Consider the following 25,692-nt stretch of genomic DNA (forward strand, 5'->3'; position numbering starts at 1 on the left):
CTACGCGACACCCGACGCGTCAGGGTAGCTCGATGGTGGCGTACCCGCCTGCGTCGTCGACGATGAGGGCGCGGCGATGCTCGCCGGCCACAAATGCCGTGATGCCTTCGGGTTTCATCGACGGGTCGAAGTCGACGCCGAAGTCGATCAACGATTCCGAGATTCCGTCCCAGCGGCACAGCCTGAAGCGGCTGTCCTTGCGACGCACTGGTCCTCCGAGCAGAACCAGAAACTCGGAACGCGACGCATCGAAAGAAATATCCCGGACACCCTGTGCACCTTCGGCTTTCGATGTTTGCAGCCAGATGTCACCCCCAGCAGTCAGTGACGACGTGCTCCAGGATGAGGTCGGATCGAGCCCAACGCGCAACAGCCTGACCCGGTCGCGGTCGGCTGGTGATCGCAAGCCGAAGATGAGCGACTGCTCCTTCGAGTCCCACGCCAGCCCCTCAATGTTGAGACCACCATCGTCCAGTCTCGTTTCGGCGGCGTCGACCAGATCGGGATACGCGTCGAGCAGCCATTCACGAAAACCAGGCATCGCCTCCGATCGCAAGCCGCCATCCTCGGCGTAGTACACCCGGATCAGCCCGTCGTGTACGGACTTCTTGGTGCGTGCCAGCGACGATGCCACGATCACCTGCAGTTCGCCGTCGACGTCGATGCGGGCGAGACCCTCGGGATCGGAGAGGTCGTGGGCGGCCGATCCAGCAAGTGCACGCTCTTGGACTGGTCTGCTCTAGGGCCCGATGCGTCGAGGGTGATCTCGAACAGCGCCACCGGATCATGGTTGTCGACGAAGAGGAACCGTCCTGGTCCCACTTCGACGACCCCCGACGCGTTGAACACCGAACCATCGGGCCGCGGATCCAAGGGAACTGAGGTGATGCGGGAATGGGGCACGGCATCATTCTCCTCGGATCGATCGGAGGAGCCACCATGATTCCCGTGACGTATTACCCACCGGCCACGCAGCGCCAGGTGACGGTGAACCGACGACTGGTCGCGGACAAACCATATGCCCACTTCTTTCGCGACGAACTCTTTCTACCGGACCGGGCATTGCCCGCATTGAAGTTTCCAATGAACCCCGCGTACGCATTGTCAGTCGGCGACGACCTCAATCGGTTGCTCGAACCGGGCTACCTCGATGGGGAAACGGGATACTGCGCGTTTCCCGACGGTACCGGGTACACCGCGAGCCTCACCCACTTCCCGGGCGCCACCGCGCAGATGTTCCGGTGGTGGTTCTGGTGGCACTCGGTGGAACCTGCCCGCTACACCCTCTGGTACCCGTGGAACCACATCAGTGCGCTCGCGCAGAACCGCGACGTGCTGACCGCACCGGATCTCGGCGACGAGCAACGTTACGTCGGCAACACCCACCACGTCGACGAGTACATCGGTGCGGACCTGCAGAAGCTCGCGATCTCCTTCGTCGAACCGTCGGCGTTCGGAATCGACGTGAATGCCCTGCCCAGAGCCAACATTCATGCCCATGCGTGCGCGAACGTCTACCTGCGCACCCCGCGATTGCGAACCGCGTCGATGGTTCACCTCGCACGCGACACCGACGACGGATTCGAACTGCGGTCGCGCTACTGGATTGCCGATCACCTGGTCCTGGGCACCGGCAAGCGAACTGTCAGCATCGACCGGCTCGCCACCGCGACGGGCCTCAAGGCACGCCTCGCCGGAGAAAGTCTGGCATATGAACAATTGCTCCACGACCAGATCGAATTCACCCATCTGGCAAGCATCTTGCCCGATTTGTACCGGGAGTTCGGGCCTGGAGCGGAAGAGACCCACCCGCGATGAGTTTCGGCTCGTTGGCCAGTCGGACCCTGTAGCGCATCAGCCAAACGACACCAAAGGTGACAACATGCCTGCCACATACACATTCGACATCTTCGCCAGCCTCGACGGCTTCGGGTCGTTCAACGAGCACGGCGACTGGGGTGGCTATTGGGGCAAGGACGGTCCCGAGTTCATCGAGCATCGTCGGGCGATGTACGGAGCGCCACAACGAATGGTGTTCGGCGCGAACACGTATCGTGATTTCGCCGAGATGCTCGCGTCCGGCTTCGCCACTCTGCAGGACGACGACTGGTTTGCGCGAATGCGACGGTCTCCGACCACCGTGGTGTCGTCGACACTCAACGAGCCCCTCGACTGGCCGGACGCCACCCTCAAGAGCGGCGATGCCACCGACGTTGTCGCTCGGTTGAAGGCGGAGTCGCCGGTTCCGCTTCGATCGCACGGCAGCCTGTCAATGAATCGCTCACTGATGGCCGCCGGCCTCGTCGACCGCATCCAGTTGACGATCTTCCCGGCCATCACCGGTCAGACTGGAACGGAGCCGATCTTTGCCGGTGCGGCCGACTTCGACTTGGAGCTTCTCGAGAATCGGATCTTCGACGGTCGGACCTTGGAGCTGACCTACCGGCCGCGCCTACACGGTTGACGCCACCATGCCTTCTGGTGTCGCCTCCACAGTCGTAAAGCCCGTAGTCGGAGCGGTGAAGTGATAGAACCGCAGCACGGTTCCGTCGGGATCCGGTATGTCCGGCCTCGAGCCTTCGGGCCCGTCGGCAATCCCGCTGTGCGTCACGCCGAGACGGCTGCACCGCCCGGCCAGGACGTCGAGCGCAAACCTCGAGGAAGGAGTGAACGCGACGACGTCGAAACCCGTGAGGACCGGGTGGCCGGCGCAGCGTTGGCGTAGCCGGAGTGCGATGTTGAATGCGCCGCTGCGGTCGATGAGTCCGGCACCACACACCTCGCCCTCCTCGACAAACTCGATCCAGTGCCGCAGATCGAGTACCTCGCAGTACCAGGACACGCTGCGAGGAAGGTCGGTGACCGGCAGTTTGACCTGAGCGATTCCGGTGATCAATGGGTGTGTTTCCGTCTGAGTACTCATGTCAGCGACATTAAGGATTTGCACGCGCAGAATGAATGTGTGAACGTCCGGTATTGCTGTGAGTTCGTCCGGGGTTGATCGAGGCATGGATGCGTTGTCGGCTGTCGTGCGTGAGCGCGTTCAAGCGAGAGACCGGGGAGAGTCCGGGTGCCCTGCGTGACCGCGGCGCCGAGGCGAATCAGGAGTGAGCTCGCCTAGCCTCGAATCGCAGGTTCTAACGTAGAAGCCATGACCACACACACCGACCAGTCCGTCGTCATCATCGGTGCAGGACATGGCGGGGCCGGTCTGGCCGCGCTGCTGCGACAGTCCGGCTTCACCGGACCGATCACCATGATCGGCGACGAGCAGCATCTTCCCTACCATCGGCCCCCGCTGTCGAAGAAGTTCGACGGTCCCTCGGTGCAGCAGCTCCTGCGTCCCGCCGAGTTCTATGCCGAGAACCAGATCGAGATCCGCACCCGATCCCGAGCCACGGCGATCCGGCCTGACGACAAGATCGTCGTCCTCGCCGACGGCACCGAGATCGGCTACGACACCCTGGTGCTCGCGACCGGCTCTCACCCACGCGCACTGCCCGGCACACCCGAGGGCACAACCTCCGTGATGACGCTGCGCACCCTCGACGACGCAGCCACCCTCAACCGGTCGCTGACCCGTGGCGGCGAACTCGCGATCGTGGGTGGCGGCTACGTCGGCATGGAGGTGGCGGCCGTGGCCCGCAGCCGTGACATGCACGTCACCGTCATCGAACGGGAGAGTCGCATCCTCGCGCGCGTCGCCAGCGCCGAATTGTCGACGATGCTGACCGACTACCACCGTGAGCGAGGCACCACGATCCTCACCAACCGGTCGGTCTCAGATCTACGGACCGACGGCGCCGAAGTGACCGGCGTGGTTCTCGACGACGGCACCGTGGTCGATTGCGGCACCGTCCTCGTCGGCATCGGTGCGGCACCCGACGAGGAGCTCCCCCGATCGGCGGGCCTCGAGTACGACGACGGTGTGATCACCGATGAATACGGTCGCACCAGCGACCCGCACATCTTCGCGATCGGTGACGTCGCCCGACGTCCGGTCGCCGGACACCACGGCCTGCGCCGCCTCGAATCGATTCCGGCTGCAACCGAACACGCCCGGCACGCCGTGACTGCCATCCTCGGTCACGAACCCGAAGACCACGAGGTGCCATGGTTCTGGTCGGATCAGTTCGATCTCAAACTCAAGATCGCGGGTTTGACGACCCCGGACGTGACCGTCGTGACCCGTCCGACGCCGGGTAAGAACGCGGTGTCGTTCTTCCACATCCAACCGGGGAGCAATGTGGTCGCCGTCGAAGCGATCAATGCGCCGTCCGATTTCAACGCCGGCAAGAAGCTCATCCGCAGCGGCGCTCCGGTGGACCTTGATGCGCTGGCGGATCCTTCGGTCAAGTTGCGCGATCTCGTCGGACGGTCCGAGTCCAACTGACGGGAAGGCGCGACAAACACCCTGCGTCTTGGTGGAGAATCTCCACCGACAGATCGGAGTCATGGTGACACACTTCGACACAGTGGTTGTCGGTGCGGGAATCGCCGGACTGACAGCTGCCCGGCTCCTTGCTTCCGATGGACAGAGCGTCGTGGTTCTCGAGGCCCGAGATCGCGTTGGCGGCCGGGTCTGGACGTCGCGCATGGGCGATGGCCTGGTGGACCACGGCGCGTCGTGGATTCACGGAATCGACGACAATCCGCTCGCCGACCTGGTCAACGCATTAGGGATGCGCACCGTCGAATTCACGGTCGGCAGTTACCAACCCGATGGAAGGCCCATCGCCTACTACTCGGCCCAAGGCACCAGACTGACCGATGACGAAGCCACACGCTTCGCGGGGACGATCCACACCTTCAATGGACATCTCGCCAAGGCCATTGCCACGTCCCCACCGGGTAGCTCCTTTGCACAGGTGGTCGAAACCACTCTGACGCAGCTGGATTGGGATGAGCATCGCTCGATGCGAGTCCGCGAATTCATGCAGCATCGGACCGAAGAGCAGTACGGCGCGTGGTTCGACGACCTCGACGCGCACGGCCTCGACGACGACGCGATCGACGGTGACGAGGTGGTGTTCCCCGACGGCTACGACGTGCTCGCGACGCGGCTCGCCGACGGACTCGACGTCAGGCTCGGCCACGAGGTCACGCGGGTGCTCTGGGCAGACGACGGCGCTTCGGCCGAGACCGCACACGGCACGTTCGCGGCCGACCAGATTGTCGTCACGGTGCCGGTCGGAGTACTGAAATCCAGTGGGTTCACCATCGAGCCCCCACTACCCGACATTGTGTCGGACTCACTGGATCGACTGGAGATGAACGCCTTTGAGAAAGTCTTCCTCCGCTTTCCGCACAAGTTCTGGGACGACGGCGTTTACGCGATCCGCCAGCAGGGTGAGGCAGGCAGATGGTGGCACTCCTGGTACGACCTGAGCGCTGTACACGGAACGCCGACGCTACTGACCTTTGCCGCCGGCCCGTGCGCAAGGGCGGTCCGCGAGTGGTCGGACGCGCAAATCGTGGACTCTGTGCTCGTCGCGTTGCGCCGGCTCTTTGGCGAGCGGGTGGAGCAACCCGATCAGGTGCACGTCACACGTTGGCAGGATGATCCGTGCTCGCGGGGCTCATATGCGTACATGACTGTCGGCTCGGACCGCAACGACCACGATGCGCTGGCCACCCCGGTCGGCAACGTTCTCCATCTGGCCGGTGAGGCGACCTGGACCGAGGACCCGGCGACAGTGACGGGAGCTCTGAAATCGGGGCACCGTGCGGCCGAGAACATCGTGGGTCATGAAGTGCCTTATGACCACTTGTGGGTCCGCTGAGCGGTTCGACAGTTCGATCCTGATCGCCGGACCTGGGACGCCCATCCACTTTCCACGCGGCTCCGAATGCAGGATGTGTTGCCTACCGGAAGCCCACCGTCGCCCAGCCGAATCCATGACCGGGCGACGGATGTGTGCGCAGCCGACGACGCTGCGTCCGTCGACGCCGTGCTGCGCACCCACGTAGGGAGTCACACGGACCGACTGGCCGCGATCCACTCCGACGTCAATCCACTCGCGGACTACTTGAACTGCGCATTGACGGGCGGCAAGCGCCTGCGCGCTCTGCTGTGCCTGTGGGGCGCGCGGGGGGCTGCCGGTGGTGACCTGCCGGCCGGAGCGGTGGGGGTGGCGGCGGCGATCGAGCTCTTTCACCTGGCGGCCCTCATCCACGACGACGTCATGGACCACAGCGACCAGCGCCGGGGCATGCCCACGGCACATCGCCACTTTGCCGACCGCCACGTCACCGACCGGCTCGCGGGCGACCCGGAAGCGTTCGGGCAAGCCGTCGCCATACTGGCCGGAGACCTCTGCCTGACCTGGTCCGATGATCTATTCACCGACGCCGTCCGCACACTGTCACCGGCTGTTCGGGACCGTACCCGGGATGTGTGGTCGACCATGCGCGACGAAACGGTCGCCGGACAATATCTCGACGTCCTGGGTCAGACGCTGCCATCGACCTCCATGGCTCGTACCCGCGTCGTCTTGCACTACAAGAGCGCCAAATACACGGTGGCCCAGCCACTTCGCCTCGGTGGAGTGCTCGGCTGCGCGAGCGACGACTTGTTGATCGCGTACGAATCGCTCGGACTCGCAGCCGGTGAGGCATTCCAGCTGCGCGACGACCTTCTTGGCGTCTTCGGCGATGCCGCACAGACCGGTAAACCGGTTGTCGACGATATCCGGGAGGGCAAGCGCACGCTGCTGGTCGCCGTCGCAACCGACCGTGCGAACCGCACGCAACTCGCCGAAATCGAACGGTCCCTGGGCAATCCAGACATCACCGACGAGGACCTGCACGCCGTGTGTGACGTGCTCCGCCAGACGGGCGCGGTCGACCATGTCGAGCGGCGGATCGACGAACTCGCCGCCGACGCGTTGAGCGCAGTCGATGGGCTGCCGATCGACGACACAAGTCGAAGTGCGTTGCAGCAACTGATCTCTCGGTGCGTGTGGCGGACGTCGTGAACCGCCCGAGTCCACAGGTGGTCGAGTTCCGCATCTGGCGGGTCAACAGTGCGTTCGCCGCGATGCTGCGGATGGCCGGCAACGGACCGGCAGTGCGCCGACTCCCCGGCCTGCGATTCGGCAAGCTGATGGGAACGGGTAACGCTCGAACGTTCACCCCTCGCGACGCCGACCCGCACCACTGGGCGCTGCTCACCGTATGGGACGACGCCGCGGCAGCAGCTGCCGGCGCCACGTCGCGCCCACTTCGTTCGTGGACTGACAACTGCGCTGAAGAACTCGTTGTTCGACTGCGACCCCTGTCGAGCCGAGGACGGTGGGCCCGGCGCGAACCGTTCGAGGTGGGTCGCCGTCCGGTGATCGACTGGACCGGGCCCGTTGCAGCGATCACCCGCGCCCGGCTACGACCGACGCGGGCGATGTCGTTCTGGCGGGCCGTGCCACCGGTGGTCGCCGAACTCGCAGACGCCCGCGGTCTGCGGATGGCACTTGGTATCGGGGAGGCGCCGATCGGCCTGCAGGGAACATTCTCCATCTGGGAGTCGTCGCACGCGCTCAGTGAATTCGCCTATCGCACACCGGCACACGTATCTGCGATCCGGCGCACGACTCCGCAGCGCTGGTATGCGGAGGAACTCTTCGCGCGGTTCGCGGTCGTCGACATCGGTGGCACCTACCGGGGATACACCCCATGACCCGGTACATGTCATCACGCGTGGGAACGACAGGCGATACCCGCGGATCCGCCAGTGGCACCGGACGCGTCGTGTCGGTCGCCTGGTTGCTCTTCGCCGCGACCGTCGTCGTGCAAACCGTGTTCCCGTTCACCGATGGCGGGACACTGACACTGACGATGATGAGCGTCGCACTCCTCAGCGCAGCGGCACTGGTCCACGTGGCGTCGACTGTGAGCCCGTCGTCAGCGGTTGCGTTGGCGGCCGTCGCCGGCGCAGGCGGTCTGGCGGCCGAATCGGTCGGCGTCCACACGGGATTTCCGTTCGGCGGTTACGAGTACACGGGGACGCTGGGGCCCGAGCTGCTCGGTGTACCGGTGATCGTGCCGATGGCCTGGATCATGATGGCCTGGCCGGCTCTGGTGGTGGCTCGCCGCCTCACCTCGCGGCACCGGTGGGCGACTCCGATTGTCGGGGCGCTCGCACTCACCGCATGGGACGTGTTCCTCGACCCGCAGATGGTGGACCAGGGCTACTGGCGTTGGGAAAACACCGAACCGTCGATCCCGGGCGTCGACGGCATCCCGTTGACCAACTTTGCCGGTTGGATCCTCGTGTCGCTGGTGATCATGACACTTCTGGATCGACTGATCGGTCCGTCGAGCCTCGACGCGCTTCCCATCACGGTCTACCTGTGGACCTATTTCTCGTCGGTTGTCGCCCATGCCGTGTTCTTCGGTCGCCCGCCCGTAGCACTCGTCGGCGGAGTGCTGATGGGCGCAGTCGCCGTACCGTTGATCGTCACCCTGATCCGAGGGAACAACCGTGTGCGCAAGTGACTTATGGCACGGAGCCGTTACCATCGGCAGCGCTGCAGCTGTCGGATCGCTGGTGCTGACGGCATATAACGCCGTGACCGTTCGTCGGCCCAACCCGCACTCGGACCCGGCCCCCGAGCCGATCACTGTACTGCTCCCGGTCCGCGACGAAGTCGACCATGTCGCAGGATGCGTTGCGTCGATCTGCGCCGCGTTGGATCGGTGGCCCGGTCGCGGTCGCCTGATCGTGCTAGACGACGAATCCACGGACGGCACCGGCGAATTGGTTGCTGACGCTGCAGCGAACGACCCTCGCATCGAGGCAGTGAACGGCTCCGCCACGCCGCCCAACTGGCTTGGCAAACCGTGGGCGTGTGCACAGTTGGCGGCCCACGCCGTGGATTCGGACTCATATGCGCGCGACGGTGTTCTCGTCTTCGTCGACGCCGACGTCCGCGTCGAACCGGCCGCTTTCGTCGCCTCGATCGCGTTGATGCGCGATACCGGCCTCGACCTGATCAGTCCCTATCCCCGACAGCAAGCCGACACCGTGGCCGAGCGACTCGTGCAGCCGTTGCTGCAGTGGTCGTGGATGAGCACTTTGCCGCTTCGACTCGCCGAGAGAACTCCGCGCCCATCCCTGTCCGCGGCCAACGGACAGTTCTTGATCGTCGACGCCAACGCGTACCGACGCGCGGGTGGTCACCACGCGGTTCGTGGCGAGGTACTCGAAGACATAGCACTACTCCGCGCGATCAAGCGGTCCGGTGGGCGCGGGGTCGTCGTCGAGGGCAGTCGCGTCGCGACGTGCCGGATGTACGACGGTGGTCGAGAGCTGCGGCACGGTTACCGCAAGTCGTTGTGGTCGGCGTTCGGTTCGCCCGCCGGCGGTGTAGCCGTGACCTGTCTACTCGGGATGACCTACGTGCTGCCGGCGATCGCGATGATGTGCGGCTCACGCACCGGACTCGTCGGCTACCTTGCCGGAGTGGCGTCGAGGTCGATCGTCGCGACCACGACGCGCGGACGATGGTGGCCTGATGCTGCGGTGCATCCGATGTCCGTAGTCGTCCTTGCGGCGCTCACCGCCGATTCCCTTGTGGCGCAGCGACGAGGAGTGCTGCGCTGGAAGGGCCGAGCGGTGACGGCGAACAGATGACGGACGTCATCGTCGTCGGCGCCGGTGTCGGCGGTCTTGCGGCAGCGCTGCGCCTGCAAGCACTGGGTCATCGCGTCACGGTCCTCGAGCAGTCCGATCGGATCGGCGGCAAGCTCGGCGTGGAGGAACGAGACGGATTCGTCTTCGATACCGGACCGTCGCTGGTCACGATGCCACAGATCCTCCGAGATCTGTTCGCGGCCGGCGGCGCAGCCCTCGACGAGGTGCTGCCCCTGGCGCGCCTCGACATCGCAGCTCGATACCGATTTCCCGACGGAACGCAGCTCGATCTCCCTGGCGAGCTGTCGGCGATTCCCGACGCCCTCGACACCGCACTCGGACCGGGGCGTGGGGCCCAATGGATCGCATTTCTCCAACGTGCGCAATCGATCTGGGACCTCACCCACCACACCTTCCTCGAATCCCCGATCGGGGCGAGCACCATGCTGCGTGCGGCGAGACCTGCAGACGTCGCCACCATCGCACCGTGGCAGACGCTTCGCGGGCTGGGCCGGCAGTATCTCCACGACCCGCGTCTGCGAATGCTGTTGGACAGGTATGCGACGTACACCGGGTCGGATCCGCGGCGCGCACCTGCTGCGCTGGCGGCGGTGCCGTGGGCCGAGCAGGCCTGGGGATCATGGTATGTGCCAGGTGGATTGGGCCGAATCGCGACCGCCATCCGCGATCGGTTCGAACGACTCGGCGGGACTGTTGAGACAGGATGTGCCGTCACCGAGATCACGGTCGGTGATCGCGGCCACGTGAACGGGGTGATCCTGGCCGACGGCACGCACCGCCGTGCCGCTCTGGTGGTCGCCAACACCGATGCCGAGCAGATGTACGGGACACTACTTCGCACACGTTCGGCCTCGAAGATGCTGCGCCGCATACGTCGCGCGGCTCCGTCGCTGTCCGGTTTCGTCCTGATGCTCGCCGTCGACCACCCACCGGCCGACCAGCCCCACCACCATGTTCTCTTCGCCGAAGACTATGACGCCGAGTTCGATTCAGTGTTCGGACGCAACGGACCACCGCGGCTCGTCGAGCGACCAACGGTCTACCTGTCCGCTCCCGACGATCCGTCGACAGTTCCGCGCCCCGGAACCGGCGCATGGTTCGTCCTGGTCAACGCGGCGCGCCACGATCCGGGTGCCGGGATGGACTGGGATGCCGGCGGCGTCGCCCCCGAGTACGCCGAACACATCCTCACCCTCATGGCCGAGCGCGGGCTCGACATCCGGTCCGGGATAGGGCATTACGATGTTCTGACACCTGCGGACCTCGAACGCCGCACGTTGATCCCAGGCGGATCCATCTACGGCACGTCGTCCAACGGTCCCCGCGCAGCCTTTCTACGCCCACGCAACGCTTCGCCGGTTCCGGGTTTGTTCCTCGTCGGCGGCTCGGCCCACCCGGGAGGCGGGCTGCCGCTGGTGATGATGTCGGCGCGAATCGTCGCAGAGTTGATCGGTCCGGCGTGATCCACCACCCGATCCCCGAGGTGCGAGCCGAGCCTTCCCCGCTCCCTGAGGTGCTCGAGGCGCTAGCCGAGAGCCTCGAAGGGCTGGTGGGACAGGGCAATTGGGCGGCCAGGTAGCGACGGTCACCAGGCCTTCGAGGCTCAGCCGGCAGATGGGTGGTGAACGCGCTGATCGACCGGCGACGGCCCGACGGAGGTGTCCCCGCGCAGACGTTTGCGAACGAGTTCGGCACTGATGAGGCACATCGGCAGACCGATTCCCGGGGTGGTGCTGTGCCCGGCGTAGAAGAGTCCGTCAACCCTCCGGGACCGATTGCCGGCGCGGAAGAATGCACTCTGCCGCAAGGTATGTGCCGGCCCGAGCGCGCCACCCGACCATGCATTCACCTCGGTGACGAAGTCGGCCGGGCCGACGGTGCGGCGCACGACAACCCGATCGGCCAAGTCGGGAATCCCCGCCCACGAAGCGATCATGTCAATCGCTCTCTCCGCGATCCGCTCGATCGTCGGATCTCCGCGGCCATCCACGCCGCCCGCCCCGAGACCCGGATCGGCGGGGACCGGTACGAGGACGAAGATGTTCTCGTGGCCGGGGGGTGCCACGGTGGAGTCGGTCGCCGACGGCCGGCAGACGTAGAGAGACGCGGGGTCCGGGACTTGGGTCGGGGTCTCGAAGATGGCGTCGAAGTTGGTGGTCCAGTCCTCGGTGAAGAACAACGAGTGGTGTTCGAGTTCCGGCAGTTCGCCCTTTACGCCCAGGTAGACGAGCACCGCCCCGGGTCCGGAAACTGCGCGATCCCAACGTTTCTGCGGAAACGTCTGCAGTCGGCGCGGCAGAAGCTGCGTCTCCACATGGTGAAGATCTGCGGCGCCCACGACGACATCGGCATCGATGACGTGCTCGGCACCCTCCGCGTCCGAGACCCGAATACCGGTCACCTCGGCGCGTCGTCGTCTGCGGCGAGACCAAATGTCTGAGCGCACAGGCGGTCTGGTGTCGATGGCCAGTGCCGTGGTCGAGGTGTGGATCTGCACGCCGTGTTCGGTGGCAACGTCGGCGAGTGCATCCACCAGCGTCGTGAAGCCACCGGCCGGGTAGCGAACACCGTCGGCGAGGTCGAGCCAGCTCATCAGGTGATACATCGCGGGCGTTCGATCGGGCGACGACCCGAGGAAGACCGCCGGATATCCGAGAATCTGCCGGAGGCGACGGTCGGTGAATCTGTCGGCAACGTATCGGTCCAGGCTGCCCAGGAGCAGGCCGGTGAGTTCACGCACATTGCGTAGCACGTCGCGGCCCAGGAAGGCGGTGGGGGTATCGAAGTTGGTGTACAAGAAGTTCTGCACCGCAAGGTCATACGCGCGTCGTGCCGACTCCAGGTAATCCCCGAGTGCGACCCCCGCCCCCGGCTCTACCGCGTCGAAGATCTCACGGTTTCGGCTTTCGTCTCCCGTGATGTCGATCGGTGTGGAGTGATTCTCGAAGAACACACGGTATGCGGGGTCGAGGCGCCGAAGATCGAGGCGTTCGGAGGTGGACGTGCCGACCAGCGCGAAGAAGTGGTCGAACACGTCGGGCATCAGCCACCAGGATGGTCCGGTGTCGAAGCGAAACCCATCGCGCTCCCACGACCCAGCTCGACCACCCAAGCTGGGATTCTTCTCGACGACGTCGACGTGATGTCCGTCGGCGGCGAGTAACGCAGCGGTCGACAACCCCGCCACGCCACCGCCGATCACGACGACCCTTTTGCCCCCTCCGCTCACGAGACCGACTTCGCGGTGGCGGTGCGTGGTTGGCCACGACGTAATGCGGCGCCGGCGGCAATTCGCGCCTTGTCTGGTCCGGGTACGCGAATCCGTGTGCGACAGGCAATTTCCGGCGGCGTCGACCTCAGCCGTCTGGAGAGGTCCGCGAAGATGTCGTGCGCGGTACACACCGCCACTCGGGTTCCGTTGGGCAACAGCGGAATCGCCTTGGCCGCCACTGCCAGGTCGGTGTCGATGTCGTCGAGCCAATAGCGCCACGCATCTGCGGACGGCTTGTCCGGGTCGATCCCGATGAGGTATCGGCGTCCCAGTTGACCACTGTCCTCACCGAGATCACGGAGAAAGTTGACCTTCTGGAACGCGGCTCCCAGGCGCCGGGCACCTGGTGCAAGCTGGTCGTAGCGCGCCTTGCGGTGGGGGTGGTCGGCGAGGAACGCGTGAACACACATCAGTCCGACAACCTCGGCCGACCCGTAGATGTACTCGGTCAGGCTCGCCTCGCTGTGCTGTTGGCAGTCCAGGTCGGCCCGCATCGACGCAAAGAACGGCGTGACCAGAGCGGTGTCGATGCCCGAGCGCCGGGCAGTTCGGGCAAACGCGTGGACCACCAGGTTGGAGCTCGACCCGGTCTGCAGCGCCGTGGCCACCTCAGATTCGAGAGAGTCGAGCGCACTGCGGCGTTGGGCCTGCGTCTGCTCGGGGCGTGGGGCGTCGACGATTTCGTCGGCGACCCGCACCAGCGCGTAGATGTTTCGGACGTCCTGCCGTACCCCTTTGGCGAGCAGTCGGGACGCCAGTCCGAACGAGGATGAATACGAGCGGATGACCAGTGCCGCGCTCTGGTCGGCGACGTCGTCGTAGTGGTGATAGGGCCGGGCCGCATCACCATCCGGGGAATGGCGAACGGTGGCTGTCATGATGCCCACCGGACTGTGTCGAGCGGTCGCGAACCCAGTGCATGCACCTGTTCGACGAACCACGGGCTGAAGACCCAGGGCGTTCGGTTGGCGGCCGCCCAGACGTCCTCTATCGGGGCCCATACGAGATCCATCACCTCATCCGGATTGGGCACCGGCGTGCCCACGGGTCGGGCCCAGTACACGGGACAGATCTCGTTCTCCACGACTCCGCCGGCGTCGACGGCCCGATACTCGAAGTCGGGAAGAATGCAGGTCAGGTCGTCGATGTCGAGGCCGAGTTCGCGCGGGGCGTAGCGCCGGATCGCATCCTCGACGTGCTCGCCGGGGCGCGGATGGCCGCAGAACGAGTTGGTCCACACGCCCGGCCACGTTGGTTTCGAGAGGGCGCGCCGCGTCATCAGAATGCGCTCGGCCGAGTCCACGAGGTGACACGAGAACGCCAGGTGAAGTGGGGTCTCGGTGCCGTGCACGCTCGTGCGCGGCGCGGTCCCACACGGCTGTCGGTGGGCGTCTACGAGAACGACGAGGTCGTCGGTCATGTGGTCCTCCGTTCGGTGTGTGGCGGTCCCCTCCGGTCGCAGGCGAACCACTCTTGTCTGAATTCGTCGCCGTCCGCGATTCGGATGTGCCCGGCGGCGTCACAGACGTGCCTCGGGCTGATAGCGTACCGATCGCTTCCCGCAACACCCTCGCCCGAACCCCCGCACGACAGGCACCGCTAGGGAGGTCACGTGCGCAGAACACGCTTTGCCTTCGTCGGATGCTTTTCGAGTGCGCGACGGCGCGGACACGGGACCGGGATTGCTGTCTTCGAGGTGACGCCCGACGATGAGTGGCGCGCGATCCACACCGTGCCGACCGCCGAGAACCCGTCATTTCTCGTGGCCGACAACGACGGCCGTCACCTGTACGCGGCACACGGCGACAGCCCGCTGGTGTCCTCGTACGAGATCGAATCGACCGGGTGGCTGCGCGAGCTGGGCCGCTACGACACCGGCGGCAGTAACGGGGTGCACCTGGCGCTGTCACCGGACCAACGTCATCTCATCGTCGCCAGTTTCACGTCCGGATCGATCGCAGTCTTGCCGCGCAACCCCGACGGCACACTCGGTCCGCGCGTATGTTCGCTCGTACTCACCGGAGTACCCGGACCGATCGCCGGCGAGCAGACCGGACCACAGCCCCACGAGGTGTGTATCGACCCGAGCGGCCGGCACATCGTCGTGCCCGACCGGGGAACCGACCGGCTGCATCTGCTGGCCTTTGACCCGACGACTGCTCAACTGACCGTCGCCGGTCCGGCACACCTCAGCGCACCAGGTTCCGGGCCGCGTCACCTACTGTTCCACCCATCGCTGCCGTTCATGTACGTCGTCGACGAATTGTCGTCGCACTTGACGGTCTACAAACACGCGTCGGCCGACGCGGAGCTCTGCGTCGTGCAATCACTCTCGACGCTGCCCGACGGTGACGACACACCCAGCGCGGCGGCTGGGATCGATTTCTCGCGCGACACCCGGTTCGTTTACGTCTCCAATCGAGGGCACGACTCGGTGGCGTCCTTTCCCGTGCTCCCGAACGGAATGGCCGGCCCGCCGACCTTTACGAAATCCGGTGGTGCGATACCTCGTTTCCTGCGGTTCGCCCCCGACTCCGACACCTTGCTTGTCGCAAACCAGGTGAGCGACAACATCATTGCGTTTCACGCCGATGTAGGTACCGGTGCACTGACCCCGACCGGCCAGACGATCATCACCGGCAGCCCGTCGTGCATCGAGTTCGTCGTCGGCTGACACACCGGTCGAGGAGGGCGCGGACATCGCCGAATCGGTTGCGCCGACACCTCGGGACCGCAATGCTCATAGCCGACGCCTGAGGAGATTCTCCGACAGCACGACGAGGACATGGGGTACCAGATGAGTAGCACACGTTCACGCGGACGCCGGTCGCAATCGGGTCGCCGACATGGCTGACACCGGGTCCACGCCGTCGAGCATCGGAGTCCTGACCAGTGGCGGTGACGCGTCGGGGATGAACCCGGCGGTGCGGGCGGTGATTCGCACGGCCCTCCATCACGGCATCGATGCGTACGCGATCCATGAGGGCTACCAGGGGCTGGTCGACGGCGGTGACCTCATCCGCCGCATGGAACTCGCCGACACCGATGGGATTCTGCACAAGGGCGGAACCGAGATCGGAACTGCGCGCTCGAAGGAGTTCCGGACCCGCGAGGGCCGCCGCGCCGCCGCCCGCAACATGCTCGAGCGCGGAATCGACGCCCTGGTGGTGATCGGTGGCGACGGAAGCCTGACCGGTGCGAACATGTTCCGCGCGGAGTGGCCGGAGTTGCTCGCCGAACTCGTCGACGCCGGTGAGATCTCGGCCGCCGACGCCGAGTCCCACTCGTTTCTCCGCCTCGTCGGGTTGGTCGGATCGATCGACAACGACATGTCCGGTACCGACATGACGATCGGTGCGGACACGGCCCTGCACCGGATCGTCGAGGCGATGGATGCCCTGCGAAGCACGGCGTCGAGCCACCAACGCTCCTTCGTGGTCGAGGTGATGGGCCGGCACTGCGGGTACCTCGCGCTGATGGCGTCGCTGGCCACGGCGGCCAACTGGGTTCTCATTCCCGAACAGCCGCCGGCCGACGACTGGGCAGATCAGATGTGTCGGGACGTCCGGACGGGCCGCCAGATCGGACGCCGGCAGTCGGTGGTGGTGGTGGCCGAGGGTGCGCAGGACCGCGCCGGCAACCCGATCACCGCCGAACAGGTCAAGAAACTTCTCGAGGACGAACTCGGCGAGGACACCCGCATCACCACGCTCGGACACGTGCAACGTGGTGGTGCGCCGAGCGCCTTCGACCGCTTCCTGGCGACCCGGTTGGGATTCACCGCCGTCGAGCGACTACTCACCGACGCACCCGGCGCGCCCGCCCAGCTCGTCGGGCTGCGCGGCAATCGGGTGGTGACGTCGCCGCTGATGGAGTGTGTCGAACAGACCCACGCCGTTGCCGAACGTATCAAGGCCCAGGATTACGACGGCGCGATGTTGTTGCGCGGAGGAAGTTTTCGCCAATCGCACCGCATCCTGCAGACTGTTCAGCAAGCGGCTGCACGACCGACGCAGACGGGCCGACGCCGCTTCCGGCTGGCGATCGTGCACAGCGGAGGCCTTGCCCCCGGAATGAACGCCGCGGTGCGAGCGGCGGTCCGCCTCGGCCTGGATCGGGGTTACTCGGTCCTGGCGGTGAAGAACGGCTTCCGCGGGCTGCGTCGCGGGCAGATCCAGGAAATGGACTGGATGGATGTCAGTGGCTGGGTGTCCGACGGTGGTGCCGAACTCGGTACGGACCGGCACATTCCGACGACGGGCGCGGGGATCGAGCAGGTCGCCGAGCAAATCGCCGCACACCGGATCGACGGGCTGCTCATGGCGGGCGGCTGGACCGGCTACCAGTCGGCCTACGAACTCCACCGCCACCGCCAGCAATACCCGGCTCTCGACATCCCGATCGTGTGCCTTCCGATGACGATCACCAACGACGTGCCCGGAACGGAACTGAGCATCGGTAGTGACACGGCGCTGAACAGCATCGTGTCCGACGTGGACAAGATCCGGCAGGCTGCGGTGGCCACCCGTCGCGTCGCCGTGGTCGAGGTGATGGGACGCCACGCCGGATACCTCGCGCTCCTGTCCGGAATCGCCTCCGGGGCCGAACGGATCTACATGCCCGAGGACGGCATCACCATCGACGACCTGACCGCCGACATCCACTCGATGGCCGAGGGATTCCGCTCGGGCAAACGATTCGGGTTGATCATCCGCAGCGAAGGCGCCGACGCGGTCTACAACACGTGGTTCATCACCTCACTGTTCGAGAAGGAAGGCGGCGAGCTCTTCGATGCCCGGCAAGCTGTTCTCGGCCATGTGCAAGAGGGCGGCGACCCCTCGCCCTTCGACCGCATCCACGCCACCAGCCTCACTGCTCGATGCATCGAATTCCTTTCCGAACAACTGGAATCCGGCGGCCGAGCCAGCGCCATGATCGGATTCCAATCCGGGCGGGTCCAGTTCACCGACCTGACCTCCTACCCCGCTCTGATCGACGCCGAGGCCAAGCGGCCCGTCGAGCAACGCTGGATGGAGAGCAAGGACCTGGCGAAGATCATGCGCCGCTGACATCAGAAGTTGCGCGACACGACCGGACTCGTGGCGTACCGATCACCGCCACGTGCGTAGTTGAGGTGGACCTGTGCGTAGATCTCATCCGTCTCGTCGAAGGCGTTGTCGTCCTCGTTGAGGTACTCGCGAGGAACGTCCATCACCTTCAGGTAGCTCAACCCCTGGTCGGTCGCGACCAGGTGGCCGCCCGGCATGTAACCGGTGCCGGTGACGATCCGCTGAAACGCCACGTCGTCGCCGGTCCCGTAATCGTCGGCCCGCAGGGTGAAAGTCACGCCGCCGGTGCGGTTGTCGACCATGTACTTGATGATGGTGTCGGCATCGACGCGACTCATCTTGAACACACCGGAGATGGTGACCCGGATGTTGTACTGGTTCGGGGCGGAGACCGCCAGCTGCGCCCCGGTGGCTCGTGGTGCGGCGTCGGCGGATGACACCGCAGCACCGGTGGCGAGGCCGGCGGCAATGGCCACCGCCCCAAGTGTCGTCATGACCCGTGTGGTCCTCGAAGTGGTCTTCATGTTCGTGCTCCTGATCTGTGTCGGGCGAGCTCAAGGGGTTTGAGCCGCACCATCAGAATCGGCACACGAATCCTCGGGGGAATCGGGAGAACATCCCTAACTTTCGCGCGGCGGCCTCAGCGGCCATCAGTCGATGACGCCGGTCTCCCGGCCTCGCCGCACCGCGTCGCGTCGATTGGTGACCGCGAGGCGATCGAGGATCGCCGACACGTGATGGCCGACGGTCTTCTCCGACAGGTACAGGCGATCCGCTAGTTCCGCATTGGTGAGTCCCTCACCCATGAGTGCCAGCACCTCGGTTTGGCGTCGGGTGAGCCCCGCGGCGTTGGATCTCGTCGATGCTCGTCGACGCGACGGAACGGCCAGCGATCCCGCGGCTCGTAGATTTCGCCGGATTCGGTCCGCGGTCGCGAACGCTCCCAACCTGTCCAGCGCTGCCAAACCCCGACCGATGCTCGACGTGTCACCGGTCTCGGTCAAGGCGACCGCCGCATCGAACTCGAGCCCGGCATCGCCGAAAGCCTGTGCCGCCGAGCTCACATCACCGGCCAGATAGCGGGCAAACGGCGGAGCAACCGAGCCGGGAACCAGCTCGCCGGCACGGTTCCCATCACCCACCCGGCTCAGCCAGACAGCGAGATCACCTCTGGTCCACTGTAATCCGTCGGCGTCATCGACGATCAGACGGGCAAACCCGGAGATCCGGTCGTCGGGCAGGCCTGTCAACCACGCCTGCTCGACCAGCGCGGCCGCGACGGGCAACACCCGCAAGGGTTCGCCATAGCTCTGGCCGATTTCCCACGCGCGTTCGAGGTCGTCACGACCATCCGCCCCACGACGAAGGGCGGTCAATCCTCGAACCAGCAACGGCCACGTTCGCGCGAGTGGGGCAGACGGACCGTCGAGCACCGACGCGCTGTCGCCGAGTGCGTCATCCCACCGGCCGCGGAGAAATTCGAGCCTGGAACGGGTGGCGAGTTGCCACACGTGACAGACCGGAAGGTCGTTGTCGACGGTCATGTCGATGCTTCGGGCCAGGACTTCGGCGGCCGGAACGAAGCGACGCTGTTCGACGTCGAAATGAACCAGGTTGCTGTAGCCGCTGGAGAACAGTTCGTCGAGATGTGTCGGCGCCCGCGTGAGGACTTGCAACAGCCGACCACGACCCGACACCTCGCCGTCGACAATGTCGCAAATGGCTTCGACGATGTCGATCCGATCACGCAACGACTGGTCGCCGGTCAGAGCCGATACCCGTTTGGCCTGCTCCAGGTGCGCGCGTGCCTGCGTGACCGATCCCCCATGAAGCGCCAGAAACGCCGCCATCGCGTGCCCGTGTCCGAGCGGCGGCGTGGGCGAGCCCGACTCGAACACCGCGATCGACTGGGCGACATGATGATTGGCTGCAGGCCGGTTGGCGTTGTACCACTCGTATACGGCCAGCGACAGATGGTCGGCACTGACGGCATCCGTGTCTCCGGCGACGGTACGCAATTGCAGGGCCCGCTCGCCGGCGTCGATGGCCTCGTCGAGGTGGTCGGTCAGGTACGACTCGGCGGCAAGCAGTTCCAGCAGTTCGGCGTCGCCGGCGGGATCGTCGTCCGCCCCCACCGCAAGGGCCATCCGGAAGAACTCGGCGCTCTGGCGATGTGCACCAGACCGTGCCGAATTCCGGCCCGCGGCGATGGCCGACGACCGGACGCGGGCGGTGTCACCCGCCCGCGATGCGTGATAGGTGATGGTCGCCTGGTCTTGTTCTCCGACAGCGTCGTACGCGGCGATGAGCCGCTGATGCAACGGCGTCTTGGCACCAGGTGGCAGCACATCTGCCACGGCAAGCCGACACAGGTCATGCCAGAACGCGATCCCCCGCACGCTCCGGCGGATCAGGTGGGCGCGGCCCAAACGGGTCAGTGTGTCGGTGCCGATGCCGAGCACTCCCAGCAATCGGTCCGGGATTGCGGACGGTGAACACGCGAGCAGGTTGAGCACATCCCAACTCGCCGAGTCGAGTCCGACAGTTCGTGCCAGGATCGCATCACGAATGGTGGGCGGCAGCTCCCGACCATCGTGGTCCAGCAATTCGGTGACGTAGAACGCATTTCCGCCACTCACGCGGTGCAGCGCCACCGGGTCGAGTGCACGCGCACCAACCATGTGCGTGACCGCGTCGATCGAGAGTGGTTGCAGGGCAATCGATGTCGCCGACGACGACCGGGCGACGTCGCCACGGAGGTACTGCACCGGGTCGGCGTGATCGGACGCCTCGTCGCGCGTCGTGATCACCACCAGGGTGGTGCTGCGCCGAACGCGACGCAGAATGTGACGCAGGAAGTCGCTCGTACCCTGATCTGCCCAGTGCACGTCGTCGATGACGAGGATCGTCGGAACCGACGCGAGGTCGCGTGCCACCGTGTCGAAGATGTCGTAGGCGTGTTCGGCCCCCTGCAGTGTGCGCCGGGAGTCGGGCGAGAGGTCGTCGACGACGTCGAACAGCGGACCGAGCGGCCGCGGTGTGGTGAGTGGATCGCATTGGCCCCACAGGACCCGCATGTCGCCCGCGGATCGAGCGGTGAACTCCTCGACGAACGCGGTCTTGCCCGCACCGGCCTCACCGGTGACCATCACGACACTGCCATCTCCCGCACGCGCCCGATCGACGTGTGCTTCGAGCCTCGTCAGCTCCCGGTCCCGCTCCACGAGCGCCACCACCAGAGAATAGGCAGGCTTTTCCTGACCAGGCAAGACGGCCAAGATAGGGAGTTCTTCCCGATGCCCGGGAATTGGGTACGCGCGACTCTGAGCAGGCAAGAAATCATCCAGCAAGGAGAATTGACATGAAGACCTTCGTCATCGAACGCGACTTTCCCGGCGCCGCCGACCTCGACGCTCCCGCACTCGCCGACATCGCGCGCACGTCAAATGACACCGCCGCGTCGCTCGGCGTCCCCTACCGGTGGATCACGAGCTATGCCGCCGGCGACAAGATCGTCTGCGTCCACCAGGCCGACGACGAGTCGACCGTGTGGGAGCATTCGCGCCGCGCCGGATTCCCGTGCACCTCGGTCACCGAGGTCGCTTCCGAGTTCGGACCGCACAGTGCGAATCCCTGACCGGCGAATCCCTGACACGCCAGTGATTGCCGAACACCGCGGTGAACGCTCGTCGACCAGGACTCCGTCATGACCGACATCGCCACCGTCGCCGGGAGCCTGTCCACCGCGGTGTTCGTCCTCTCGACGCTGCCGATGCTCAGGAAGGCGGCCACCACCCGGGACCTGTCGTCGTACAGCATCGGAAACATCGTGCTCGCCAACCTCGGCAATCTGCTGTACGCGATCTATGTGGTCAGTCTGCCCCTGGGCCCCATCTGGGTGCTGCATGCATTCCACGGCACGTCGACCGGATTCATGTTGTTCTGGTACCTGCGCCACCGCGACGGAGAACGAGGCGTTGCGCCACCACAGGACGATCAGCGCGACCATCCCGTCCTGGTGACGAGTACACGGTCGGGCGTACAAAAGTTCAAGGAGGCGGGGGTGCGATGAGGCGGCGTCGACTCTCGACCGGATCATCGTGACCGCGCACGATGATCCGTCGCGGGACACGTTGCTCTCCGAACGGACACGGACACAGGAGCTGATCGACGCACTGACCGCACGATTGGCGGCCGTCATCGACGCGACCGCCGACGAGTCAGCCGACGACGAGCATGATCCCGAGGGTTCAACCCTCGCCGTCGAGCGAGGACACCTTGTTGCGCAGGTGGAACGGTCACGCGTGCGGCTGCACGAGATCGACGCCGCCCTCGAGCGCCTCGGACGCGGGTCGTACGGGCGTTGTGAAACCTGTGGGCGACAGATCGATCCGGAGCGTCTCGAGGTCCTGCCCGCGGCGCGACAATGCGTCGACTGTGCGCGTCGCAACCCGGCTCGACAGTGGTGATCTGCGACACCCACATCACCAAACGCACCCACGTTCCGACCGTGCATCGCTGAAAAACCTGTTGTGCGTGAGGTGTCGCCGGTGCCACAGTTGACCGCTGCCCGAAAGGAGGGCCATACCAAGGAAGTTGAGGACGATGATCGACGATGCGATGGGTACGCCGCTGGACGGTGAGGCACCCGTGGTCCGTCGTGCGTTGCTCGTTCTCGGCCAGATGTTGACCGGCACCGCCGAACCGAAGCCCACCGCAGATCGTCTGCTCGCGGCGCATCTGGGTGCACCTCGAAACGAATTGTCCACGCACTACCTGAGTTTGACGCCGTCGACGCTGATTGCGGCCGGACTGGTGCTCGCCGATCTGGTGGATCAGCACAACCCGGTGATCGGACCCGACGAGGATGACGATCCGCCGAGTTGGCGCGAGTTCACCCTGGGCGGTGTCGACTACTCGATTCCCACCGACGCCACTCTCTTCTTCGGTCCGCACAACCCCTTCGGTTCCGGACCTCTGGCGGTGCAGGCTGTGATCAATCCGCAGTACAACCACCATTCGATCGCGGTGATCGCACCTCCCGGTGGGCACGAGATGGCAAAGACCGCCGTCGCCCAGATCCGCCGACGCATGACAGCACGCAACCCGCTGCGTGGACGTGTCCTCAACGCCGGATTCGACGGCCGTCTCCAGCTTTCCGTGGAGGACGTCGAACTGGGTGCACGCCGCGACGATGTTGTCGTACCCGAAACGGTATGGCGCGAAGTGGATCTCGCGGTCGCTGCGGTGACCACGCGACATGAGACCCTGCGGGCCGCCGGGTTGGCCACGAGTCGAGGGATCATGCTCGCCGGCCCTCCCGGCGTCGGCAAGACGGCCGTGGCGCGTGTCGTCATGAGCGAGTTGGTCGGTTCCTTCACGGCGATCATCGCCGATCCCGCGTCAACCGCCCACGGTATCGGCGACATCTACCGTACTGCCGACGATCTCGGACCACTCGTCGTGCTTCTCGACGACATCGATCTGCACATCAAGCGGCGAGGCAGCGGTTCCGACTCGAGTCTGGGTTCGCTGCTATCGGCCCTCGACGGCGCGACCAAGCGAGACCGGGTGCTCACCATCGCGACCACCAACGATCCGAAGTCGCTGGACAATGCGGCGACGCGTGCCGCCCGGTTCGATTCGATCGTCGAGATGGGCTGGCCGACCGACGCGGCGGTGGCGGCGATGCTGCGATCCACGTTGCGGCGCCTTCCGTCGGCCGACGTCGACGTCGCGCGGGTGGTGGATGCGTTCCCGGCCGAACGGACTGGTGCCGATGTGTCCGAGGCGATTCGGCGAGCCGTTCTCGTCGACGGTGAAGCGGTCACCACGGCAACTCTGCTGAGCGTGATCGGTGAACGGGGATATGCCGCGACGGTGCCGATCGGGACCTACCTCTAGGCCCTGTCAGGCTGACCTTCCTACCACCCGCCGCGCACCGAGGTCGCGCATGCGCGCCGATCACCGGGCGGCCGAGGGCATCAGCCTCGCCGGGGCGCCCGACTTGGCAGCACTGCTCATCCGCAGCGCCTACCCTGAATCGATGCCTCTTCTTCTCGGCCCCATCCTGCGTCATGTCGGCGACACCACCGCGTCGATCTGGGTACAGACGTCGACCTCATGTGAGGTCACCGTGTTGGGGTGTCGTGCGCAGACCTTCGAGGTGCAGGGCCACCATTACGCGCTGGTACTCGTCGACGGCCTGTCCCCGGACTCGACCTACGACTACGAAGTCTCCATTGACGACGACGTCGTGTGGCCGGAAGCAGATTCGACCTTTCCGCGCAGCGTCATTCGTACCCAGGGCCCGCGCGGTGCCGTCCGCAAGAAGGTGATCTTCGGGTCATGTCGCTATCCGAAGACCGGCGAACCGAAGATCGATGAAAAGCTCGGCACCGATGCGCTCGATTCGTACGCCAAGCGCCTTGCCACCGTGCCCGTCGACCAATGGCCGGATGTCCTCATCCTCCTCGGCGACCAGGTGTACGCCGACGAGCTGACCCCGCAGGCCCGTGCTCACCTCGCCGGGCGGCGGCGAGGTTCGGTGCGCACCAAACGCCCGCCAGATGAAGTGGTGAGTTTTCGGGAGTACGAGAGCCTGTACCGCCACACCTGGAGTGATCCCGAGATCCGCTGGATCATGTCGACGATTTCCACGGCAATGATCTTCGACGACCACGACATCCGCGACGACTGGAACACGTCGGCGGTCTGGCGGGCCGAGATGGCGTCCATCCCATGGTGGCCCGATCGGATTCGTGCGGGTCTGGCGTCGTACTGGGTGTATCAGCACATCGGCAATCTCAGCGCCGACACGCTCCGTGACGATCCCGATTACCGCGCGATCGTCACGGGCACCGGTGATCGCTGGCCCGTCCTCGCCGACCTGGCCGATCGCGCCGACGCCGAGGTCGACGGCAGCAAGGGCGTGCGGTTCAGCTTCCGCTGGGATCTCGGACGAAGCCGGCTGCTCATGATCGACTCTCGCAACGGCCGCATTCTGACCGATGGACACAGATCCATGCTCGGGGAACGTGAATTCGATTGGCTGGCAGACCAGATCGCCGATGCACACGAGGATGTGGATCACCTGATGCTGGGGACGTCGTTGCCGTGGTTGTTGCCCTATGCGGTCAGTGACCTGCAGACGATCAACGAACTCGCCGCGGGCAGGCCCGGGTGGCGCGGTCGTCTGGGTGAAAAGATCCGTCAGGCAGCAGATTTCGAGCACTGGCCGGCCTTTTTCGACTCGTTCGTGCGCCTCACCGAGCTCATCGTCGGGGCGTCTGATCGCCCGGCACATCCGCTGGCGACCGTCACCGTGTTGTCCGGCGACGTCCACCACAGTTACGCGGCGCGCGTGGATCTGCCGACGACGACACAGACGAGCGTGTATCAGCTCGTCTGTTCGCCCGTCCACAACCACGTTCCTGCCTATGTGAGACCGGTGTTGACCTATGGATGGTCGAGCCGCGTGGGCAAGGCAACCCGGGCGTTTGCCCGACGCTGGGGATCAAAGCCTCTGCCCGTGCGATGGACCAACGTTGCCGGCCCGCTGTTCGGCAATACCATTGCGACGCTTGAGCTCGACGGACGCGATGCCAGGGTGACGTTCGACCAACCAGACGACCACGGCGACCTCGTCGACGCGGCGTCGGTGCGGCTCGACTGATCGGACGAGTACGGTGCCCCCCAATGGT

23 protein-coding genes are annotated in these 25,692 nt (G+C 65.5%); 16 read left to right on the forward strand and 7 right to left on the reverse strand.

Annotation, left to right across the window (positions count from 1 at the left end; all coding sequences use genetic code 11):
- Window positions 1-19 precede the first annotated feature (19 nt).
- A complete protein-coding gene (locus ACWDTF_RS19515; RefSeq protein ID WP_449754911.1) occupies window positions 20-634 on the reverse strand; it encodes a DUF3616 domain-containing protein in 615 nt (204 codons plus the stop codon).
- Window positions 635-939: 305 nt separating this feature from the next.
- Here ACWDTF_RS19515 and ACWDTF_RS19520 point away from each other — a divergent pair, with 305 nt between their 5' ends.
- Window positions 940-1,818, forward strand: coding sequence for a DAPG hydrolase family protein (locus ACWDTF_RS19520; RefSeq protein WP_240857091.1), 879 nt, complete (start codon window positions 940-942; stop codon window positions 1,816-1,818).
- Window positions 1,819-1,882: 64 nt separating this feature from the next.
- On the forward strand, window positions 1,883-2,464 hold the full coding sequence (locus tag ACWDTF_RS19525; protein WP_355275587.1) for a dihydrofolate reductase family protein: 582 nt from the start codon (window positions 1,883-1,885) through the stop codon (window positions 2,462-2,464).
- Here the strand turns inward: ACWDTF_RS19525 and ACWDTF_RS19530 are convergent.
- Complete coding sequence (locus ACWDTF_RS19530) at window positions 2,453-2,923, reverse strand: VOC family protein (protein ID WP_449754912.1); 471 nt, start codon at window positions 2,921-2,923, stop codon at window positions 2,453-2,455. The genes ACWDTF_RS19525 and ACWDTF_RS19530 overlap by 12 nt on opposite strands.
- Before the next feature lie 228 nt (window positions 2,924-3,151).
- On the opposite strand from ACWDTF_RS19530, the gene ACWDTF_RS19535 reads away from it, so the two are divergent.
- The 7 genes from ACWDTF_RS19535 (at window position 3,152) to ACWDTF_RS19565 (ending at window position 11,112) form a co-directional block, all read left to right on the forward strand.
- Window positions 3,152-4,393 (forward strand): NAD(P)/FAD-dependent oxidoreductase, encoded by a 1,242-nt coding sequence (locus ACWDTF_RS19535; RefSeq protein ID WP_355275585.1) that lies wholly within the window; start codon window positions 3,152-3,154, stop codon window positions 4,391-4,393.
- 31 nt (window positions 4,394-4,424) lie between these two features.
- Window positions 4,425-5,783, forward strand: a complete 1,359-nt coding sequence (locus ACWDTF_RS19540; RefSeq protein ID WP_433254641.1) for an FAD-dependent oxidoreductase — start codon at window positions 4,425-4,427, stop codon at window positions 5,781-5,783.
- Between the two features lie 66 nt (window positions 5,784-5,849).
- Window positions 5,850-6,977: a polyprenyl synthetase family protein gene (locus ACWDTF_RS19545; RefSeq protein WP_240857095.1), complete on the forward strand. Its 1,128-nt coding sequence runs from the start codon at window positions 5,850-5,852 to the stop codon at window positions 6,975-6,977.
- Window positions 6,974-7,672 carry a monooxygenase gene (locus ACWDTF_RS19550; RefSeq protein ID WP_449754913.1) on the forward strand — a complete coding sequence of 233 codons (699 nt, stop codon included), beginning with the start codon at window positions 6,974-6,976 and terminating at the stop codon, window positions 7,670-7,672. Before ACWDTF_RS19545 ends, ACWDTF_RS19550 begins: the two co-directional genes overlap by 4 nt.
- Window positions 7,673-7,680: 8 nt before the next feature.
- Complete coding sequence (locus tag ACWDTF_RS19555; RefSeq protein ID WP_449754914.1) at window positions 7,681-8,490, forward strand: carotenoid biosynthesis protein; 810 nt, start codon at window positions 7,681-7,683, stop codon at window positions 8,488-8,490.
- Window positions 8,477-9,628, forward strand: a complete 1,152-nt coding sequence (locus ACWDTF_RS19560; RefSeq protein WP_355275577.1) for a glycosyltransferase — start codon at window positions 8,477-8,479, stop codon at window positions 9,626-9,628. The genes ACWDTF_RS19555 and ACWDTF_RS19560 overlap by 14 nt, the downstream gene beginning before the upstream one ends.
- A complete protein-coding gene (locus tag ACWDTF_RS19565) occupies window positions 9,625-11,112 on the forward strand; it encodes a phytoene desaturase family protein (RefSeq protein ID WP_449754915.1) in 1,488 nt (495 codons plus the stop codon). Before ACWDTF_RS19560 ends, ACWDTF_RS19565 begins: the two co-directional genes overlap by 4 nt.
- 140 nt (window positions 11,113-11,252) lie before the next feature.
- Here the strand turns inward: ACWDTF_RS19565 and crtI are convergent, their stop codons facing one another.
- Genes crtI through idi form a run of 3 tightly spaced genes read right to left on the reverse strand, consistent with a single transcriptional unit; the run spans window position 11,253 to window position 14,340 of the window.
- Window positions 11,253-12,878 (reverse strand): phytoene desaturase family protein, encoded by a 1,626-nt coding sequence (gene crtI / locus ACWDTF_RS19570; RefSeq protein WP_433254656.1) that lies wholly within the window; start codon window positions 12,876-12,878, stop codon window positions 11,253-11,255.
- Window positions 12,875-13,798, reverse strand: a complete 924-nt coding sequence (locus tag ACWDTF_RS19575) for a phytoene/squalene synthase family protein (protein WP_449754916.1) — start codon at window positions 13,796-13,798, stop codon at window positions 12,875-12,877. Before ACWDTF_RS19575 ends, crtI begins: the two co-directional genes overlap by 4 nt.
- A complete protein-coding gene (idi, locus tag ACWDTF_RS19580; protein WP_240857101.1) occupies window positions 13,795-14,340 on the reverse strand; it encodes an isopentenyl-diphosphate Delta-isomerase in 546 nt (181 codons plus the stop codon). The genes ACWDTF_RS19575 and idi overlap by 4 nt, the downstream gene beginning before the upstream one ends.
- Before the next feature lie 192 nt (window positions 14,341-14,532).
- On the opposite strand from idi, the gene ACWDTF_RS19585 reads away from it, so the two are divergent.
- Window positions 14,533-15,594 (forward strand): lactonase family protein, encoded by a 1,062-nt coding sequence (locus ACWDTF_RS19585; protein WP_240857102.1) that lies wholly within the window; start codon window positions 14,533-14,535, stop codon window positions 15,592-15,594.
- Window positions 15,595-15,766: 172 nt separating this feature from the next.
- The gene (locus tag ACWDTF_RS19590; RefSeq protein WP_240857103.1) at window positions 15,767-17,989 is read left to right on the forward strand and encodes a 6-phosphofructokinase; all 2,223 of its coding nucleotides are present in this window, start codon (window positions 15,767-15,769) and stop codon (window positions 17,987-17,989) included.
- Window positions 17,990-17,991: 2 nt separating this feature from the next.
- On the opposite strand, the gene ACWDTF_RS19595 is transcribed toward ACWDTF_RS19590, so the two are convergent.
- Window positions 17,992-18,483 carry a hypothetical protein gene (locus ACWDTF_RS19595; protein WP_240857104.1) on the reverse strand — a complete coding sequence of 164 codons (492 nt, stop codon included), beginning with the start codon at window positions 18,481-18,483 and terminating at the stop codon, window positions 17,992-17,994.
- A gap of 156 nt (window positions 18,484-18,639) precedes the next feature.
- Window positions 18,640-21,222 carry an ATP-binding protein gene (locus ACWDTF_RS19600; protein WP_240857105.1) on the reverse strand — a complete coding sequence of 861 codons (2,583 nt, stop codon included), beginning with the start codon at window positions 21,220-21,222 and terminating at the stop codon, window positions 18,640-18,642.
- Between the two features lie 128 nt (window positions 21,223-21,350).
- Here ACWDTF_RS19600 and ACWDTF_RS19605 point away from each other — a divergent pair, with 128 nt between their 5' ends.
- The 5 genes from ACWDTF_RS19605 (at window position 21,351) to ACWDTF_RS19625 (ending at window position 25,664) form a co-directional block, all read left to right on the forward strand.
- The gene (locus tag ACWDTF_RS19605; protein WP_240857106.1) at window positions 21,351-21,626 is read left to right on the forward strand and encodes a nickel-binding protein; all 276 of its coding nucleotides are present in this window, start codon (window positions 21,351-21,353) and stop codon (window positions 21,624-21,626) included.
- A 69-nt stretch (window positions 21,627-21,695) separates the two neighbouring features.
- Window positions 21,696-22,061, forward strand: coding sequence for a hypothetical protein (locus ACWDTF_RS19610; protein ID WP_240857107.1), 366 nt, complete (start codon window positions 21,696-21,698; stop codon window positions 22,059-22,061).
- A gap of 28 nt (window positions 22,062-22,089) precedes the next feature.
- Window positions 22,090-22,458, forward strand: a complete 369-nt coding sequence (locus tag ACWDTF_RS19615) for a TraR/DksA family transcriptional regulator (protein ID WP_240857108.1) — start codon at window positions 22,090-22,092, stop codon at window positions 22,456-22,458.
- 136 nt (window positions 22,459-22,594) lie between these two features.
- Window positions 22,595-23,893: an AAA family ATPase gene (locus ACWDTF_RS19620; RefSeq protein WP_433254673.1), complete on the forward strand. Its 1,299-nt coding sequence runs from the start codon at window positions 22,595-22,597 to the stop codon at window positions 23,891-23,893.
- A gap of 142 nt (window positions 23,894-24,035) precedes the next feature.
- Window positions 24,036-25,664: a DUF7800 domain-containing protein gene (locus ACWDTF_RS19625; protein WP_433259529.1), complete on the forward strand. Its 1,629-nt coding sequence runs from the start codon at window positions 24,036-24,038 to the stop codon at window positions 25,662-25,664.
- Window positions 25,665-25,692: the final 28 nt, after the last annotated feature.

The sequence above is a fragment of the Gordonia sp. NPDC003422 genome (assembly GCF_053588675.1).